12 protein-coding genes and 1 rRNA gene are annotated in these 14,770 nt (G+C 60.6%); 3 read left to right on the top strand and 10 right to left on the bottom strand.

The window, feature by feature from the left end; translation table 11 throughout:
- Positions 1-129 precede the first annotated feature (129 nt).
- Complete coding sequence (locus KUV72_RS15825) at positions 130-810, bottom strand: FadR/GntR family transcriptional regulator (protein WP_206944224.1); 681 nt, start codon at positions 808-810, stop codon at positions 130-132.
- 149 nt (positions 811-959) lie between these two features.
- Between KUV72_RS15825 and KUV72_RS15820 the strand changes: the two genes are divergently transcribed.
- Together KUV72_RS15820 and nhaC are read left to right on the top strand one after the other, a co-directional pair.
- Positions 960-2,099, top strand: coding sequence for a trans-sulfuration enzyme family protein (locus KUV72_RS15820; RefSeq protein ID WP_222239064.1), 1,140 nt, complete (start codon positions 960-962; stop codon positions 2,097-2,099).
- Positions 2,100-2,120: 21 nt separating this feature from the next.
- Positions 2,121-3,614: a Na+/H+ antiporter NhaC gene (gene nhaC, locus KUV72_RS15815; protein WP_206944226.1), complete on the top strand. Its 1,494-nt coding sequence runs from the start codon at positions 2,121-2,123 to the stop codon at positions 3,612-3,614.
- A gap of 67 nt (positions 3,615-3,681) precedes the next feature.
- Here the strand turns inward: nhaC and KUV72_RS15810 are convergent, their stop codons facing one another.
- The 3 genes from KUV72_RS15810 to KUV72_RS15800 form a co-directional block, all read right to left on the bottom strand.
- Positions 3,682-4,242, bottom strand: coding sequence for a type 1 glutamine amidotransferase domain-containing protein (locus KUV72_RS15810; protein WP_222239063.1), 561 nt, complete (start codon positions 4,240-4,242; stop codon positions 3,682-3,684).
- A gap of 101 nt (positions 4,243-4,343) precedes the next feature.
- A complete protein-coding gene (locus KUV72_RS15805) occupies positions 4,344-5,375 on the bottom strand; it encodes an alpha/beta hydrolase (protein WP_222239062.1) in 1,032 nt (343 codons plus the stop codon).
- Complete coding sequence (locus KUV72_RS15800; RefSeq protein ID WP_261317534.1) at positions 5,365-7,584, bottom strand: TonB-dependent siderophore receptor; 2,220 nt, start codon at positions 7,582-7,584, stop codon at positions 5,365-5,367. Before KUV72_RS15800 ends, KUV72_RS15805 begins: the two co-directional genes overlap by 11 nt.
- Before the next feature lie 107 nt (positions 7,585-7,691).
- Here KUV72_RS15800 and KUV72_RS15795 point away from each other — a divergent pair, with 107 nt between their 5' ends.
- A complete protein-coding gene (locus tag KUV72_RS15795; protein ID WP_222239061.1) occupies positions 7,692-8,702 on the top strand; it encodes a helix-turn-helix transcriptional regulator in 1,011 nt (336 codons plus the stop codon).
- Positions 8,703-8,829: 127 nt separating this feature from the next.
- Here KUV72_RS15795 and nrdF read toward each other — a convergent pair whose 3' ends face one another.
- The 6 genes from nrdF to rrf all read right to left on the bottom strand — a co-directional run.
- Positions 8,830-9,810 carry a class 1b ribonucleoside-diphosphate reductase subunit beta gene (gene nrdF / locus KUV72_RS15790; RefSeq protein WP_206944255.1) on the bottom strand — a complete coding sequence of 327 codons (981 nt, stop codon included), beginning with the start codon at positions 9,808-9,810 and terminating at the stop codon, positions 8,830-8,832.
- A 254-nt stretch (positions 9,811-10,064) separates the two neighbouring features.
- A complete protein-coding gene (gene nrdE, locus KUV72_RS15785; RefSeq protein ID WP_206944230.1) occupies positions 10,065-12,236 on the bottom strand; it encodes a class 1b ribonucleoside-diphosphate reductase subunit alpha in 2,172 nt (723 codons plus the stop codon).
- Complete coding sequence (nrdI, locus tag KUV72_RS15780) at positions 12,218-12,622, bottom strand: class Ib ribonucleoside-diphosphate reductase assembly flavoprotein NrdI (protein ID WP_224908929.1); 405 nt, start codon at positions 12,620-12,622, stop codon at positions 12,218-12,220. The genes nrdE and nrdI overlap by 19 nt, the downstream gene beginning before the upstream one ends.
- 94 nt (positions 12,623-12,716) lie before the next feature.
- Positions 12,717-12,941, bottom strand: a complete 225-nt coding sequence (gene nrdH, locus KUV72_RS15775) for a glutaredoxin-like protein NrdH (RefSeq protein ID WP_206944232.1) — start codon at positions 12,939-12,941, stop codon at positions 12,717-12,719.
- A 365-nt stretch (positions 12,942-13,306) separates the two neighbouring features.
- Complete coding sequence (gene gnd / locus KUV72_RS15770) at positions 13,307-14,212, bottom strand: phosphogluconate dehydrogenase (NAD(+)-dependent, decarboxylating) (RefSeq protein WP_222164154.1); 906 nt, start codon at positions 14,210-14,212, stop codon at positions 13,307-13,309.
- Positions 14,213-14,656: 444 nt separating this feature from the next.
- A 5S ribosomal RNA gene (gene rrf / locus KUV72_RS15765) occupies positions 14,657-14,770 on the bottom strand; the annotation flags it as partial.

Genomic DNA, 14,770 nt, shown 5'->3' with positions numbered 1-14,770 from the left:
TAATCGCCATTCAGAACCCTGCGACGCCGGCCCCGGATGCGTTAATCGCCCCAGGCTGGGAGGTGAATGCCCCAGTGGGCGCGGCGCCGCCGTCACCCCGTCGACGCAGGCTCGACAACCTGTGAGGGCTCAGGCAGAGAGGGCGTCGACGCTTTGGCGGGTTGCCGCGATCAAGTGGGTAAACGCAGCCCGCGCCGCCGGCTCGTCCCGTTGCTGCATGGCCTCCAGCAGGGCTTCATGAAACGGAAAACCGGCATCGAATATCCGGAGTCGATCTTCCGGTGAGTCCCAGGACAGATACAGTTCGTCATGCATCATCTGGATCAATCCCACCAGTACACGATTGCCGCAGGCGTGGTAGATGGCCAGGTGAAAGGCGGCGTCGGCCTCGCTCACCCCCAGAAAGTCCTCCTTTTCCCTGGCGCGACGGTAATCGTCCAGATGGCTGGCCATGGCGTCGAGCTGATGATCGGCGGCGTGGCGTATCGCCAGCACGATCGCCTGGACCTCAAGCGCCTCGCGGACCTCGAGCATCTCGATCAAGTGGGCCTTGGCGTCCTTGATCCCGAGGCTCGCCAGCAACTGGAAGGTGCGCTGCTCGCTGACAAACAGGCCCTTGCCATTGACGATGTCGATGATGCCTTCCGCCTCCAGCTTCTTGAGTCCCTCTCTCAGGGTCGAGCGACCTACCTCAAGCCGCTCCATCCACTCTCCCATCGAGGGTAGCTGTGTCCCCGGCGCCAGCTCCTTAGCGGCGATGTAGGCGCTGATCTCTCCTGCGACGGTGTCTGACAAATAAAGTCGTTTCATACAGTTGGGGTCCACTATCGGAAGAGGCCGGCGAGTCCTTTCGACGTTAGCCGTAAACCCCTTCTGGATCAATTGTCGCCTGCGGACCCCCGTGCTAGCTTACCTATCAGACAGGCTGATAGCCTTTTCCACTTTACCGAGGATGCGCCATGGATCCACTGGATCGACATATCTGCAGTCATGCCTATGAACAGCGCCAGGAGCATCACGGCGCGGTGGCGCCTCCGCTCTACCAGACCAGCATCTTTACCTTCCCCGACCTCGAGAGTTTCAGCCGTGCCCAGCTGGACGAGCGCCAGCACTTCATCTACAGCAGAGGGCTCAACCCGACGGTCAAGCTGCTGGAAGACAAGTTGGCCGCACTGGAGCGGGGCGAGGCGTGCAAGGCCTTTGCTTCCGGCATGGGCGCGATCGCCGCCACCCTGTTCTCGTTGCTCGGCCAGGGCGATCACGTCCTGCGCATCAATCAGACCTATGGCCCCGCGGTGGAGCTGCTCGACCAGATGGCACGCTACGGCGTCAGCCATGACGGCATCAGCGGCCACCAGGACATTGGCGCCCACCTGCGCCCCGAGACACGCCTGATCTACATAGAGAGCCCTTCATCGCTGCGCATGGAACTGGCCGATCTCGAGGCCATCGCCCGCATCGCCAGAAAGCACGGCATTCTGACGCTGATCGACAATACCTGGGCGACTCCGCTGTTCCAGAAGCCGATCACCCATGGAATCGACCTGGTGGTGCACTCGCTATCGAAGTACATCGGCGGCCACAGCGACGTGGTCGGTGGCGCCGTCATCGGCAACGCCGAGGTGATCGACAGGCTCTTCGCTAATGGTCACCAGCTGCTGGGAGCGGCGCTCTCGCCCCACAGCGCGTCGCTGATCCTGCGTGGCCTGCGCACTCTGCCGGTGCGAATGGCAGAACACCTGCGCAACGGCCAGGCGATTGCCGCCTTCCTTGACGCCCATCCACAGGTGGCCGCGGTGTATCACCCAAGCCTTGCCCAGGGTCCGGCGGCTGAGTGGGCGGCACGTCAGCTCAAGGGCCACTCGGGCCTGCTCAGCTTCGCCTTGCACGATCCCAGCTACCCGCGGGTGGAACGCTTCATCAATGCCCTGCAGCTGATGCGAATTGGGGTGAGCTGGGGTGGCTACGAAAGCCTCGCCCTGTCTCCGCTGCGTCCCGACGGTAGCGGCCAGCCACTGATCCGTCTGGCCATCGGGCTGGAAGACATTGACGAGATCATCGCCGACCTGGAGCGGGGGTTCACCGCGCTCGATCACTGATCACCCTGAGGAGGACATCCCATGCCAGCAACACAACGACAACCTGGCCTTGCTCCATCCCTGCTGCTGCTCACCGCCATCGCCTTCGCCATCGTCTACGGCATCGTGGTAGCGGGCCTTCCCACCGAGCTGGTACTGATCACCCTAGGTGCCGCCGCCACCCTGTTCAGCCTTCTTCATGGCGGAACCTGGGAAGGGGTCATGGACATCATGGGCGCCAAGGTCAAAACCGCCCTGTCCGCCCTGCTGGTGCTCTACAGCATCGGCATCATCATCGGCAGCTGGATGATCTCGGGCACCATTCCCTACTTCATCTACCATGGCCTGGAGCTGATCGACCCTCGCTACCTCTACGTCATGGCATTTCTTGGCACCGCCATCGTCTCCACCTTCACCGGCACCTCCTGGGGGTCCGCCGGCACCCTCGGCGTGGCCATCATGGGCATCGCTGCAGCCATGGACATCAACCTGGCGATCACCGCCGGCGCCGTGCTCTCCGGCGCCTACTTCGGCGACAAGCTGTCACCGCTGTCGGACACCACCATCATGGCCTCCATGGTGGTGGGCGAGGACCTCTATCGCCATATTCGCAACCTGATGTACACCTCACTCCCCGCCGCCCTGGTGGCGGCGGTGGTCTACCTGATGCTGGGGCTCAACATGGAGCTGGGCGCGGGTATGCCGGCCGCCATCGCTGCCAGTGCCAATACCCTTGACGGCCTCTATCGCCTCAACCCGCTGCTGCTGCTGCCGGTGGCCATCGTGCTCTACGGATCGATTCGCAAGAAACCCACCCTGGTGGTGCTGTTTCTGGCTTCGGCCTGCGCCGCCCTGCTGGCCATGATCGTTCAGGGCGCGAGCCTTGAGGCGGTCGCTCAGGCAGCAGTGTCCGGCTTCAACGTCAGTCTGCTGACCAGCTTCAACCCGGGCCTTGACGTTTCCACCCTGCCAGCGGCACTGGCGAGTCTGCTAAATCGCGGCGGCCTCTACAGCATGCACGGTGCGGTGCTGTTCGCTCTGTGTGCCTTCTTCTTTGCCTCAGCCCTTGAGGCCTCCGGCATCCTCAAGGTGGTGCTTGACCGCAGTCTGGCCTACGTGCGCTCGGCACGTGGCACGATCCTGGCGTCACTGGCTGCCAGCTGCACCATCATTCTGGCCACCGGCAACAGCTACGTGACCTTCTTCCTTACCCGAGAACTGTTCGCCGAGCAGTACCAAAAACGCCGCCTGCACCCGCTGGTACTGTCACGCAGCATGGAGGATGGCGGCATGATTCCCGAGCCACTGGCCCCCTGGACCGTCTCTGCCATCTACATGGCCGGCACCTTGGGCGTCGCCACCCTGGATTACGCACCCTGGGCCCTGTTCAACTACCTGGGCATTGTGTTCTCGATCCTGCTGGCGATGATCGGCCCCTGGACGGGCTGGTACGGCGTCCGCCGACTCGCCGCCACCGAGTCCGCCCCATGCGAGCCAGCTGCTTCCACGCGGGAGGCTCCTCGGCCAACCCAGTGACAGCTAAGCACAAGGCCCCCGACGAAGGCATCGTCGGGGGCCTTGAATCAACCGCGTGTGATCTGCCTTAGGCGTGCTTGGCGTGCCGACCCTCGCCGATTTCCTCCACCAGCTTATGGCAGAAGATGTCCAGATCATCGGGCTTGCGGCTGGTCACCAGGCCATTGTCGACCACCACCTGTTGATCCACCCATTCGGCGCCAGCATTGCGTAGATCTTGGGCCACACTGGGGTAGGACGTCAGCTTGCGCCCGCTTACTACATCAGCATTGATCAGGATCCAAGAGGCGTGGCAAATCGCGGCAACGGGCTTGCCCGCCTGGAAGAACGCTCGGACAAACGCCAGGGCCGCTTCATCCAGACGCAAGGCGTCGGGGTTGAACAGGCCACCGGGCAGCACCAGTGCGTGATAATCGTGCTCACTGGCGTCTTCCAGGGCCACGTCCACGCCATAGGTATCGCCCCAGTCGCTTTCCGCCCAGGCTCTGATGCCTTTCGCCTCAGGCGAGACCACGTGCACGACGATGCCCTGCTGCTGCAGTTTGGCCTTTGGCACCGCGAGCTCGGATTCCTCGAATCCGTGAGTGGCCAAGATCGCGACTCGTTTGCCTTCCACTTGCTGCGTCATGACATCCTCCTTGTAGAGATAAGTTGGACAGCCTCTTAAGCTCTGTAACGCACTTGTACAAGATAGTGATGCAGTCCCCAGACTTCAACCCGTATGCCGTTTCAGCTGCTACCCCTGTCGCGAAGACTCTCCCCAGAACGCGACTCCTGCTCGTGATCAGCCAGCCTTTCCACGACCTGTCGCGCCGCTGGCCACATCACACTGCCATGATCTTCACCGGCAAAGATCATCAGTTCACTCGACAGGGAAACGCAGCGCTGCTGTAGCCGGCGCTGGTAGTCACGCGCTTCATCTACCATGGCTCGCCGAAGGCGCAAGCGATCTCGCTGGGACCCTGAATGGCCTTCGCGTGGTGACTGTTCACGCGCACCGACCCCCACCAGCAACGATGTTCCCTCAAGCGCCTCGCACCACTCAGCATCCTGCAGCCGGGCATCCAGCGCTTGGACCAGATAACGCTGACCCCACCACAGCGAGGGGCTGATGGCGAAAAGCCGGTGAAAGCACTCGGGGCAGCGCTGCTGAGCGTAGAGCGCAAACAGCCCTCCCAACGAGTGACCCAGCAGCGCGCGACGCTCCGGATCCAGCGTCAAGTCCCGCTCGAGCACGGGCAGCAACTGAGCACTCAAGAAGTGAAGAAACTGGTCTGCCCCTCCTTCCTGCACAGATTCCTGCCCCTTCGCTGATGCCCCCTCTTCGCCGGCCTCAGCCGCGTGCGCGGCGATATCCGTTGGCACAGGGGGCGTGAAATCCCAGCGACGTCGCTGGGAATCAAAGCGCTCAGCGCCGGGATAGCCGACACCGACGATGACCAGAGGCAGGGCGCTGCCCTCAGGACCTTTTCGCGTCAGCGTGTCCCGCGCCTCACGCAGCAACGGGAAGCGTGCATTGCCATCCAGCACCACCAGCACGGGGTATCCTTGCGCTGGCCGAGGCGCATCCGGCATCGACACCTCGAGCTGATAGGACAGGCCTGTCTGCGCGTCCACCACCACCCGAGACCCATCAAGCTCAGGCATCACGCTGCCGTCATCCATGGCGACAGCGCTGTCGACGAGAGACGCTAACAGTGACACCAGCACCAGCATGCCCAGCGGCCAGCCCGCGATGATCTGCCACGCCTTAGAACGCATAGCGCAAGGTGGCCAGGGCGCTGGCTGGCTGACCCACGAAGTTGAAGGAGCCCTCGCCCCCTGCACGCAGGTAATACTCACGGTCGAACAGGTTGTAGACGTTGAGCTGGCCGCTCAGCTGCGGGGTAAATTCATAGCCAAGCATCGCGTCCACCACTGCATAGCCGGGTGCCTCGACGCCACTGCTCGAACTGAAGTCGCTCATGGCGGTGATCCCGCCACCCAGTGACAGGCCATTGAGCATCCCTTGCTGGAAACGATACTGCGACCATAGGTTGACCATGTTCTCGGGCATCAGCAGGAAGATGCCATCATCCCGGGCACTGGATGCCTTTTCGATCTCCGTATCGGTATAGGTATAGCCAAAGATCAGGTCCCACTGGTCGGTGAGGCTTCCGGTGACTTCCAGCTCGGCACCGCGAATACGCACTTCACCGGTGTCCACGGAATAGCTGGCACCGGGATCACTCGACGCGGCTGCACGATGGCTGTCTTCGAGCTGGTAGGCGCTGGCGCGTGCATTCAGTCGCCCTCCCAGGTAACTGCCCTTGATACCGACCTCGTACTGATCGCCCTCACGGGGATCGATCAGATCATTGTCCTCGTTGAACGCCGTCTGAGGCTTGAAGACCCGCGAATAGCTGGCATAGAGGGAGTGCTGAGCATCCAGGTCCAGCACAGCCCCTGCATAGGGCGTAAATTCGCTGTCACTGCGAGAGCTTTCGCTATCACTGGTGCGGTCGTCGTATTCGGTGGAAAAGTGACTGAAGCGGCCGCCGGCGATCAAGGCCAGAGGGGCGATCGGTCTGACCGTTACCTTGGCGTAGGCACCGGTCTCTTCCAGTTCGCTGCGGGTGTCGGTAAGACTGAAGCCGGACAGGCCAGCCTGGGCACTGTCCAGGACATTGACGTAGGCCAGATCATTGAGCTGACCGACGCTGAGACTGCTTCCAAGCCCGCGAGCCCGCCCCTGGCGATTGTCCTGGTCGTAGTCCTTATGGTCGAGCCCGACCACAAACTCGTTGTCATTGCCAAAAGCGTCAAACGCCTGGGTGTAGCTGGCGTCCAGTGACAGCGACGTCTCGTCGGTCTTACCCCCGAAACCGGCAGCATTCAGCCTGCCCTGATCATCCACCGCACCGGCACCGAAGGCATAGTTGTAGTCCGCATCTCGGTCGGAGTAGCGGGCCGCAACGCGACCGTAGCCATCGTTGGCAAAGCGATGTGTCAGCTCTGCCAGTACATCCGTGGACTCACTGTCAAAGTCGTTCCAGTCAGCCCCATAGAAGGCGCTACGACGGGTATACAGAAGATCCCCATCGGCATCGGTCGGCTGGCCGTTGTTGACCGTGATGTCCTTGGCATTGTGAATGATGCCAAGGGAGAGCTCGGTGGCATCGGTCAGGTCGATATCTACCGCTGCGTAAAGGTCATCCTGCCGGTTATCGTTGTCATCGACCCACTGTGCGTTCTCCGTGGAGCGTGCCACAAACCGCCCTCTTACCCGGCCGGCCTCATCGATGGGCCCCGCCACATCCACTCCCAGCGCACCATCGTCCAGCGTGCCCAGGCTGCCGAACACCTCAGCCTGGAAGGTCTCGGTCGGACGCTTGCGCACCAGGTTGACGATGCCGCCCAGTTCGCTGGTGCTGTTGAACAGCCCCGACGGCCCGCGCATGATTTCGACCCGGTCGAACGCGGTCAGGCTCGGCACTGACCCGAGGATACTGCTCATGGGCGCAGGCAGCCCATCAATGCTGTAGGCATCGTACTCATAGCCTCTGGCAAAGATGGAGGAACGACCATAATCGTTGCTGAGTACCCGCACCCCCGGCGTGCGTGCCGCCAACTGATCCAAGGTCACAAACCCCTGGTCCTCGATGGCATCGTGGGTGACCACGCTGACCGACTGCGGAATATCCCGCAGGGCGGCCGGCACCTTGGTACCCACCGTAGCCGCGTCAACGCTATAGCCCTCGGTCTGCTCGCTGGACAACATGTCGTACAGGCGCACACCGATCACCCGGGTAACGTCCAGCTCCTGATCCTCGATTCCCGGATCATCAACGCCTATCCCCCCAGTCCCCTGGGCCTCTGCTCCCCGACCCTCTGCCCTCTGCTCGGCGATATCCTGCGCCTGGGCAGCGGTGGCCAGCAGCGCACCCCCCGCTCCGGCAAGCACCCACGCCAACAACATGTTGCCCTTCATGCCACCTCCAAAACTTAATGCGAATCTATTGCATTCAAATCCCTGGAGCGACATTCTGTCACTGACGGCACCCCGATACCTTTGCCCTTTGACCAGCGACCTTTGGCATGACGACAACCTTCACCACAACGCAGCCGAAAGCCCCCCAGGCCGGCTGGATTCATCAGCATGACCTGACCTCACTGGCGGGCGTACTGACCAGCCAGTATCAATGCACCGCGGCCGACCACCAGGCCACTGGAGCGCCGCTGCATGGCATCGTGCAGCAGCATGAGGTCCAGCGTGGCATGTACCTGCGCCTCAATCGTCTGCGTGACCGCCACGGTGTAACGCCCCGGGCAAGGCTGCATCCAGGTCTCAAGATTTCGCTGGTCTGGCGCGGAGAGGCCTGCGTGAGCTTCGACGAGCATAGCTTTACACTCGATGCCAACAAGCGAGCCTGTGGCCTGCTGATAGCGGTCGACGAGCCCACCACTTTCGTCCGCCACGGTCGGCGTGGTGCAGTGGAGTTCAGTGCCGTACTGAGCCTGACCTCGGACTGGCTCCAGCGTCGTCTGGGCTCTCCGCTGCCCAGTGTTTGCTGTCACGGCCTCAGGCAGCACCTCGGCCATCTGAGGTGGACACCGTCAAGCGACCTGGTGGCACGCCTGGACAACGTGAGTCAGACCGCCGACATGACGACGGTCCTTAACCTGGAGCGCGAATCGATCGCCCTTGCCATGGTGTCCGAGGCGTTGGCGCACCAGACGACCCCTGCTGTATCCCACGGTGGCAAGGCCTGGCAGCAACGTCTGGCGGGCTGGATCGCCAGCGGCGAGTCGCTGCACCTGTCGCCCGCCGACATGGCAAGCCGATTGGGGATGAGTCTGCGACAACTGCAGCGGCGTTATCACCGGGAGTATGGGCTGCCGTTAAGTGCCGGACTGCGACAGCAGCACTTGCTGCGCGCCCGGGCGGCGCTGCAAGACGAGAACGTCAGCGTCGATACCGCGGCCAGTATCGCCGGCTACCGGCACGCCGCCAACTTCGCCACCGCCTTCAAGCAACATTTTGGTGAAGGCCCGGCACAGTGCCGGCGTCACGCTCAGCGCGAACTCAGCACAGACGCCGCCAGCTAAGGCACCGCGTCGGCATTGCCCCCGAGACGCGACAGCGCGACGTTCCAGGAGCAAAAAAAAGGGCCACGGCGATCGCCGTGGCCCTGTCGTCAGACGTCACTCCGCTGTGAGTGACAACACACTACGGTCAGAATGCCCAATCTTCGTCTTCGGTGCTCACCGTCTTGCCGATGACATAGGAAGATCCTGAACCAGAGAAGAAGTCATGGTTCTCATCGGAGCCAGGAGACAGCGCGGCCAGAATGGCCGGGCTCACATCGGTCACGCTGGACGGGAACAGTGCCTCGAAGCCAAGATTCATCAACGCCTTGTTGGCGTTGTAATGCAGGAACTTCTTGACGTCCTCGGTCAGACCAACGTCGTCGTACAGCGCCTCGGTGTACTTCACCTCGTTCTCATAGAGCTCGAACAGCAGCTCAAACGCGTAAGCCTTGATCTCTTCCTGACGCTCCTGCGGCTGCTGGGCGAGCTGACGCTGGAACTTGTAGCCGATGTAATAACCATGGATAGCCTCATCACGAATGATCAGACGAATCAGGTCGGCGGTGTTGGTCAGCTTGGCACGGCTTGACCAGTACATCGGCAGATAAAAGCCAGAGTAGAACAGGAAGGACTCAAGGAAGGTGCTCGCCACCTTGCGCATGAGCGGGTCCTCGGCGCGGTAACGCTCCAGGATCAACTCGGCCTTCTTCTGCAGGAAGGGGTTCTCTTCACTCCAGCGGTAGGCATCATCCACATCACGGGTCGCGCACAGCGTGGAAAAGATCGAGCTGTAAGAACGCGCATGTACCGACTCCATGAAGCTGACGTTGGTCAGTACGGCTTCTTCATGAGGCGTTACCGCGTCCTCGATCAGCGCAGGAGCCCCCACCGTACCCTGGATGGTATCGAGCAGGGTGAGACCAGTGAAGACACGAATGGTGAGCTGCTGCTCATGTTCCGTCAGGGTATTCCACGACGGGATATCGTTGGACAAGGGGATCTTTTCCGGCAACCAGAAGTTACCGGTCAAACGGTTCCAGACCTCGAGGTCCTTGTCGTCCTGGAGTCTGTTCCAGTTGATCGCGTCGACCCGGCTCAAACGACGGGCAGCAGAGGTAGCGGGCATATCCATGAGAGGGTTCTCGTTCGGTTGGCGCCGGGCCCTGAGCACGGCGCGTCGCTCGATTGAAGCAAAAAACGGCGACCAAGACGGCCTTCAGTCCCTTTGCCCGTGCGAATTCCACAACAGTAGTCTCGCTGGCAAAGGAGCGGCGAAGACAGGTAGGGCTCACGGCATCGTGCCAGAGACTCCTACCCGTGACTTCGCCTTGGCCTGTCTTTCCGCCTACTCCGTGACGGCTTCGCCATCACGGCTCATCATTACAGGGTGCAGGACACGCAACCTTCCACTTCCGTCCCTTCCAGCGCCGCCTGACGCAGACGGATGTAGTAGATCGTCTTGATGCCCTTGCGCCAGGCGTAGATCTGCGCCTTGTTGACGTCGCGAGTGGTCGCCGTGTCGCGGAAGAACAGTGTCAGCGACAGCCCCTGGTCAACGTGCTGCGTGGCGGCAGCATAGGTGTCGATGATCTTCTCAGGACCAAGCTCATAGGCGTCTTGATAGTAGTCCTGATTTTCGTCCGTCAGGTAGGGGGCCGGATAGTACACACGTCCCAACTTACCCTCTTTACGAATCTCCACCTTGGCCGTGACCGGGTGAATACTCGACGTGGAGTTGTTGATGTAGGAAATGGACCCGGTGGGCGGAATCGCCTGCAGATTGCGATTGAACAACCCATGAGCCATCACCGACGCCTTCAGCTCACGCCAATCCTCCTGAGTCGGAATATGGATCCCGCTCTTGTCGAACAGCGCGCGTACCTTGTCGGTCTTCGGCTCCCACGCCTGCTCGGTGTACTTGTCGAAGTACTCGCCGCTGGCATAGCTCGACTTCTCGAAACCGGCAAAGTGACGATTGCGCTCAATGGCGATGCGGTTGGACGCACGAATGGCGTGAAACGCTACGGTGTAGAAGTAGATGTTGGTGAAATCCACCCCTTCTTCGCTGCCGTAGTAGATATGCTCGCGAGCCAGGTAACCGTGCAGGTTCATCTGGCCCAGGCCGATGGCGTGAGACTTGGCATTGCCCTCGGCAATCGACGGCACTGAGCTGATGTTGCTCATCTCGGAAACCGCGGTCAATCCACGGATAGCGGTCTCTACCGTCGCACCGAAGTCAGGAGAGTCCATGGCCTTGGCGATGTTGAGCGAACCAAGGTTGCAGGAAATATCCTCACCGATCTTGCGATAGCCCAGGTCATCGTCGTATTCGGTCGGTGTATTGACCTGCAAGATTTCCGAGCAGAGGTTGGACATGTTGATCCGGCCATCGATCGGGTTGGCGCGGTTCACCGTGTCCTCAAACATCAGGTACGGATAGCCAGACTCGAACTGCAGCTCGGCAATGGTCTGAAACAGCTCACGAGCGTTGATCTTCTTCTTGCGAATACGACCATCAGCGACCATCTCGTCGTACTTCTCGGTCACGCTGATGTCGCCAAAAGGCACACCATAGACGCGCTCGACGTCATAGGGCGAGAACAGATACATGTCCTCGTTACGCTTGGCCAGCTCGAAGGTGATATCCGGCATCACGATCCCCAGTGAAAGGGTCTTGATGCGAATCTTCTCGTCGGCGTTCTCGCGCTTGGTGTCGAGGAAGTTCAGGATATCCGGGTGGTGTGCGTTGAGATAGACCGCACCAGCGCCCTGGCGAGCGCCAAGCTGGTTGGCATAGGAGAACGCATCCTCCAGCATCTTCATGATCGGAATGATGCCTGAAGACTGGTTTTCGATACGCTTGATCGGAGCACCGGACTCGCGCACGTTGGAAAGCGAGAAGGCGACACCGCCGCCCCGCTTGGACAGCTGCAGAGCCGAGTTGATGGAGCGCCCGATGGACTCCATGTTGTCCTCGATCCGCAGCAGGAAGCAGGAGACCAACTCGCCCCGCTGCTGCTTGCCGCAGTTGAGGAACGTCGGCGTCGCCGGCTGAAAGCGGCCGTGGATGATCTCATCGACCAGTTGCTTCGCCAACGTCTCGTCGCCACGCGCGAGCGACAGCGCGACCATGCAGACGCGGTCCTCGAAGCGCTCAAGATAGCGTTTGCCATCGAACGTCTTGAGGGTATAGCTGGTGTAGTACTTGAACGCTCCCAGGAAGCTCTGGAACCGGAACTTGACCGCATAGGCCTGATCGAACAACGCGGTAACGAAATCAAAGTCGTACTGATCGAGCACCTGGCGCTCGTAGTAGCCTTGCTCCGTCAGGTAATCGAGCTTTTCCTGCAGCGAGTGAAAGAACACGGTGTTCTGGTTCACGTGCTGCAGGAAGTACTGACGCGCGGCCTCGCGATCCTTGTCGAGCTGCAGACGCCCTTCGGCATCATACAGGTTCAACATCGCATTCAGCGCGTGATAGTCGAGTGTCTTGGCGTTGTGATCGGCAGCGGGTCGCGTTGCCGCATCCTTTTCTAGGCTGAGCGTTTCCAAAATTCTTTCACCCCTGCAAGAACACGATGGACATCCTCATCCGTGCCCATCAGTTCAAACCGATAAAGAAGCGGCACCTGACACTTCTGCGCGATCACTCTCCCGGCCAGGCCAAAGGCTGCGCCGAAATTGGTGTTGCCACCCGCGATCACGCCCCGAATCAGGGACCGATTGTGTGCATCGTTGAGAAACCGAATCACCTGTGGCGGTACCGAGCTCATCGGGTCACCGTCGCCGTAGGTCGGCACAACGAGAATATATGGCTGATCGACACGCAGAGGACCGTCGTCACGACTGAGCGGAATACGCTTGGCAGACAGACCCAGCTTTTCTACAAAGCGTCGTGTATTGCCAGACTTTGTCGAGAAATAGACCAGCTCAGCCAAGACGATTCTCCTGCATCCCTGATGCCTCGGACATGACGCGGCCATCGCCGCGCACATCCGCTAGATACGAAGAACTTACGTGCGAAGGACGTTATCAGGCGACCAGCGTACTGATCTTGTCCGGGCGAAAGCCGGCCCAATGATCCTCGCCAGCGACGACGACGGGCACCTGGCGGTAGCCCAGCTCCTGGACTCGCTGCATGGCATCGGCGTCCTGGGTCAGATCGACCACGGTATAGTCGATTCCCTGATTGTCCAGGGCGCGGTAGGTGGCGTTGCACTGGACGCAGGCAGGTTTGCTATAGATCGTGATGGTCATGATAATCGTTACCGTCCGTGACGTGATGATACGCCCATCATAGGGGATGGCGTGGACATGGGCGGTCGGTGGAGTCACGGCACCAGGCCGTACTCCCCGCCTTCGGTAGGGCACTATATATGGTAGAGGGAGGTTTTTCCAAGCACAGATATAGTTTTTTTCTGTGTATTCCCTGTGGACAACTTTGGACACCGCTGGAGCCCGCGCCACTGCCCGCTTCCCGTCTTGTCAAGACAGCAATAAAAATCTGTTTCAGCGCTAGGAGATCATCCGTCGCTGGTCAGCGCTCATCGGCACACGCTACCAGATAGTGTTGGCCTCCCCGGCCGGAGCTACCAGGGAGGCTAATTCCTGCGCAATGATGCTCAGGATGACTTGATGGCGTGGCCGCCAAACTCATTGCGCATGGCAGCGAGCATCTTGTCCGCATAGGAGTCGGATTCACGGGAGCGCAGCCGCTCAAGCAGGGACATCGTGATGACGGGGGCACTGACGTCGAGTTCGATGGCCTCGCTCACCGTCCAACGCCCTTCGCCGGAATCAGAGACATAGGGGGCGATGCCGTCAAAGGTCGGGTTCTTGTCGAGGGCATTGGCGGTCAGGTCGAGCAGCCAGGACCGTACGACGCTACCATGACGCCAGATCTCAGCGACTTGATGCAAGTCCAGCCCGAAGGAGGTCTTCTTCTCCATGATGGCGAAGCCTTCCGCAAACGCCTGCATCATGCCGTACTCGATACCATTGTGGACCATCTTGGTGAAGTGGCCTGCCCCGCTGGGCCCTACGTGTCCCCACCCTTTATCGGCAGCCGGGGCCAGTGTCTCGAACAGCGGCTTGAGCCTCTCGACCACGGCATCGTCACCGCCGACCATCATGCTGTAGCCCTCTGCCAGCCCCCACACGCCACCGCTGGTTCCCACATCCACATAGCTCAAGCCATGTTCACGCAGCTCAGCGGCACGTCGCACGCTGTCCTTGTACATGGAGTTGCCACCATCGATGACGATGTCATCAGGGGACAGCAGCGATGTCAGCTCCTTGAGCAGTGCATCAACGGCTTCCCCCGCAGGTACCATCAGCCATACGATACGCGGGGAAGGAAGTTGCTCGACCGCCTCTGCCAGAGTCTGTGCTGGCTCAACTCCTCGCTGCTGCGCGCTGGAGAGTGCCTCAGCGCCAGGGTCTGTACCAATGACACGATGACCGCCGCGAACCAGACGTTCTGCCATGTTGGCGCCCATGCGCCCAAGGCCAATCATTGCAAGATCCATGTATGCTCCTCTAAATGAATGGTGACGTCAGTATCGTCGCGGTGCTCACGATATCTGTCGGTTCAGATGGTGCCAATGCACAGCCGCCTTAAGCGGCCTTCACGTACGGCTGCAGAGAGCCAACGCCCGCCTTCCGCTACGCCAAACTTCGGCTAGACGGAAAACGGCGGACGTCATAAAAGAAGCCCAGCCATCTCTAGATAGCCGGGCCTCTTTTGAATAAATGCCTGATCTCGCATGGGGGTGAGCCACCCTGGAGCTCTTTACAACGGCTGCAGCGAAGCTGCAAGGGGTGGCGAACGCCACGAGCCCGCCCTTGAGAAGAGCCAGGCCGGACCGCGCCGAGGGGGTTATCGGCGCGGCCCCACATATAAAGAGCGGGTCTCCCCATGCATACGAAAAACCCCGACCATCTCTCGATAATCGGGGTTCTTCTGAATAAATGCCTGACGATGACCTACTCTCGCATGGGGAGACCCCACACTACCATCGGCGCTGAGCGGTTTCACTTCTGAGTTCGGCAAGGGATCAGGTGGTTCCCACTCGCTATGGTCGTCA

The organism is Halomonas sp. DP4Y7-1 (assembly GCF_019800705.1).
GTDB classification, from domain to species: domain Bacteria; phylum Pseudomonadota; class Gammaproteobacteria; order Pseudomonadales; family Halomonadaceae; genus Halomonas; species Halomonas litopenaei_A.
The sequence above is the reverse complement of the archived record's forward strand: the minus strand, read 5'-3'. Positions and strand labels throughout refer to the sequence as shown.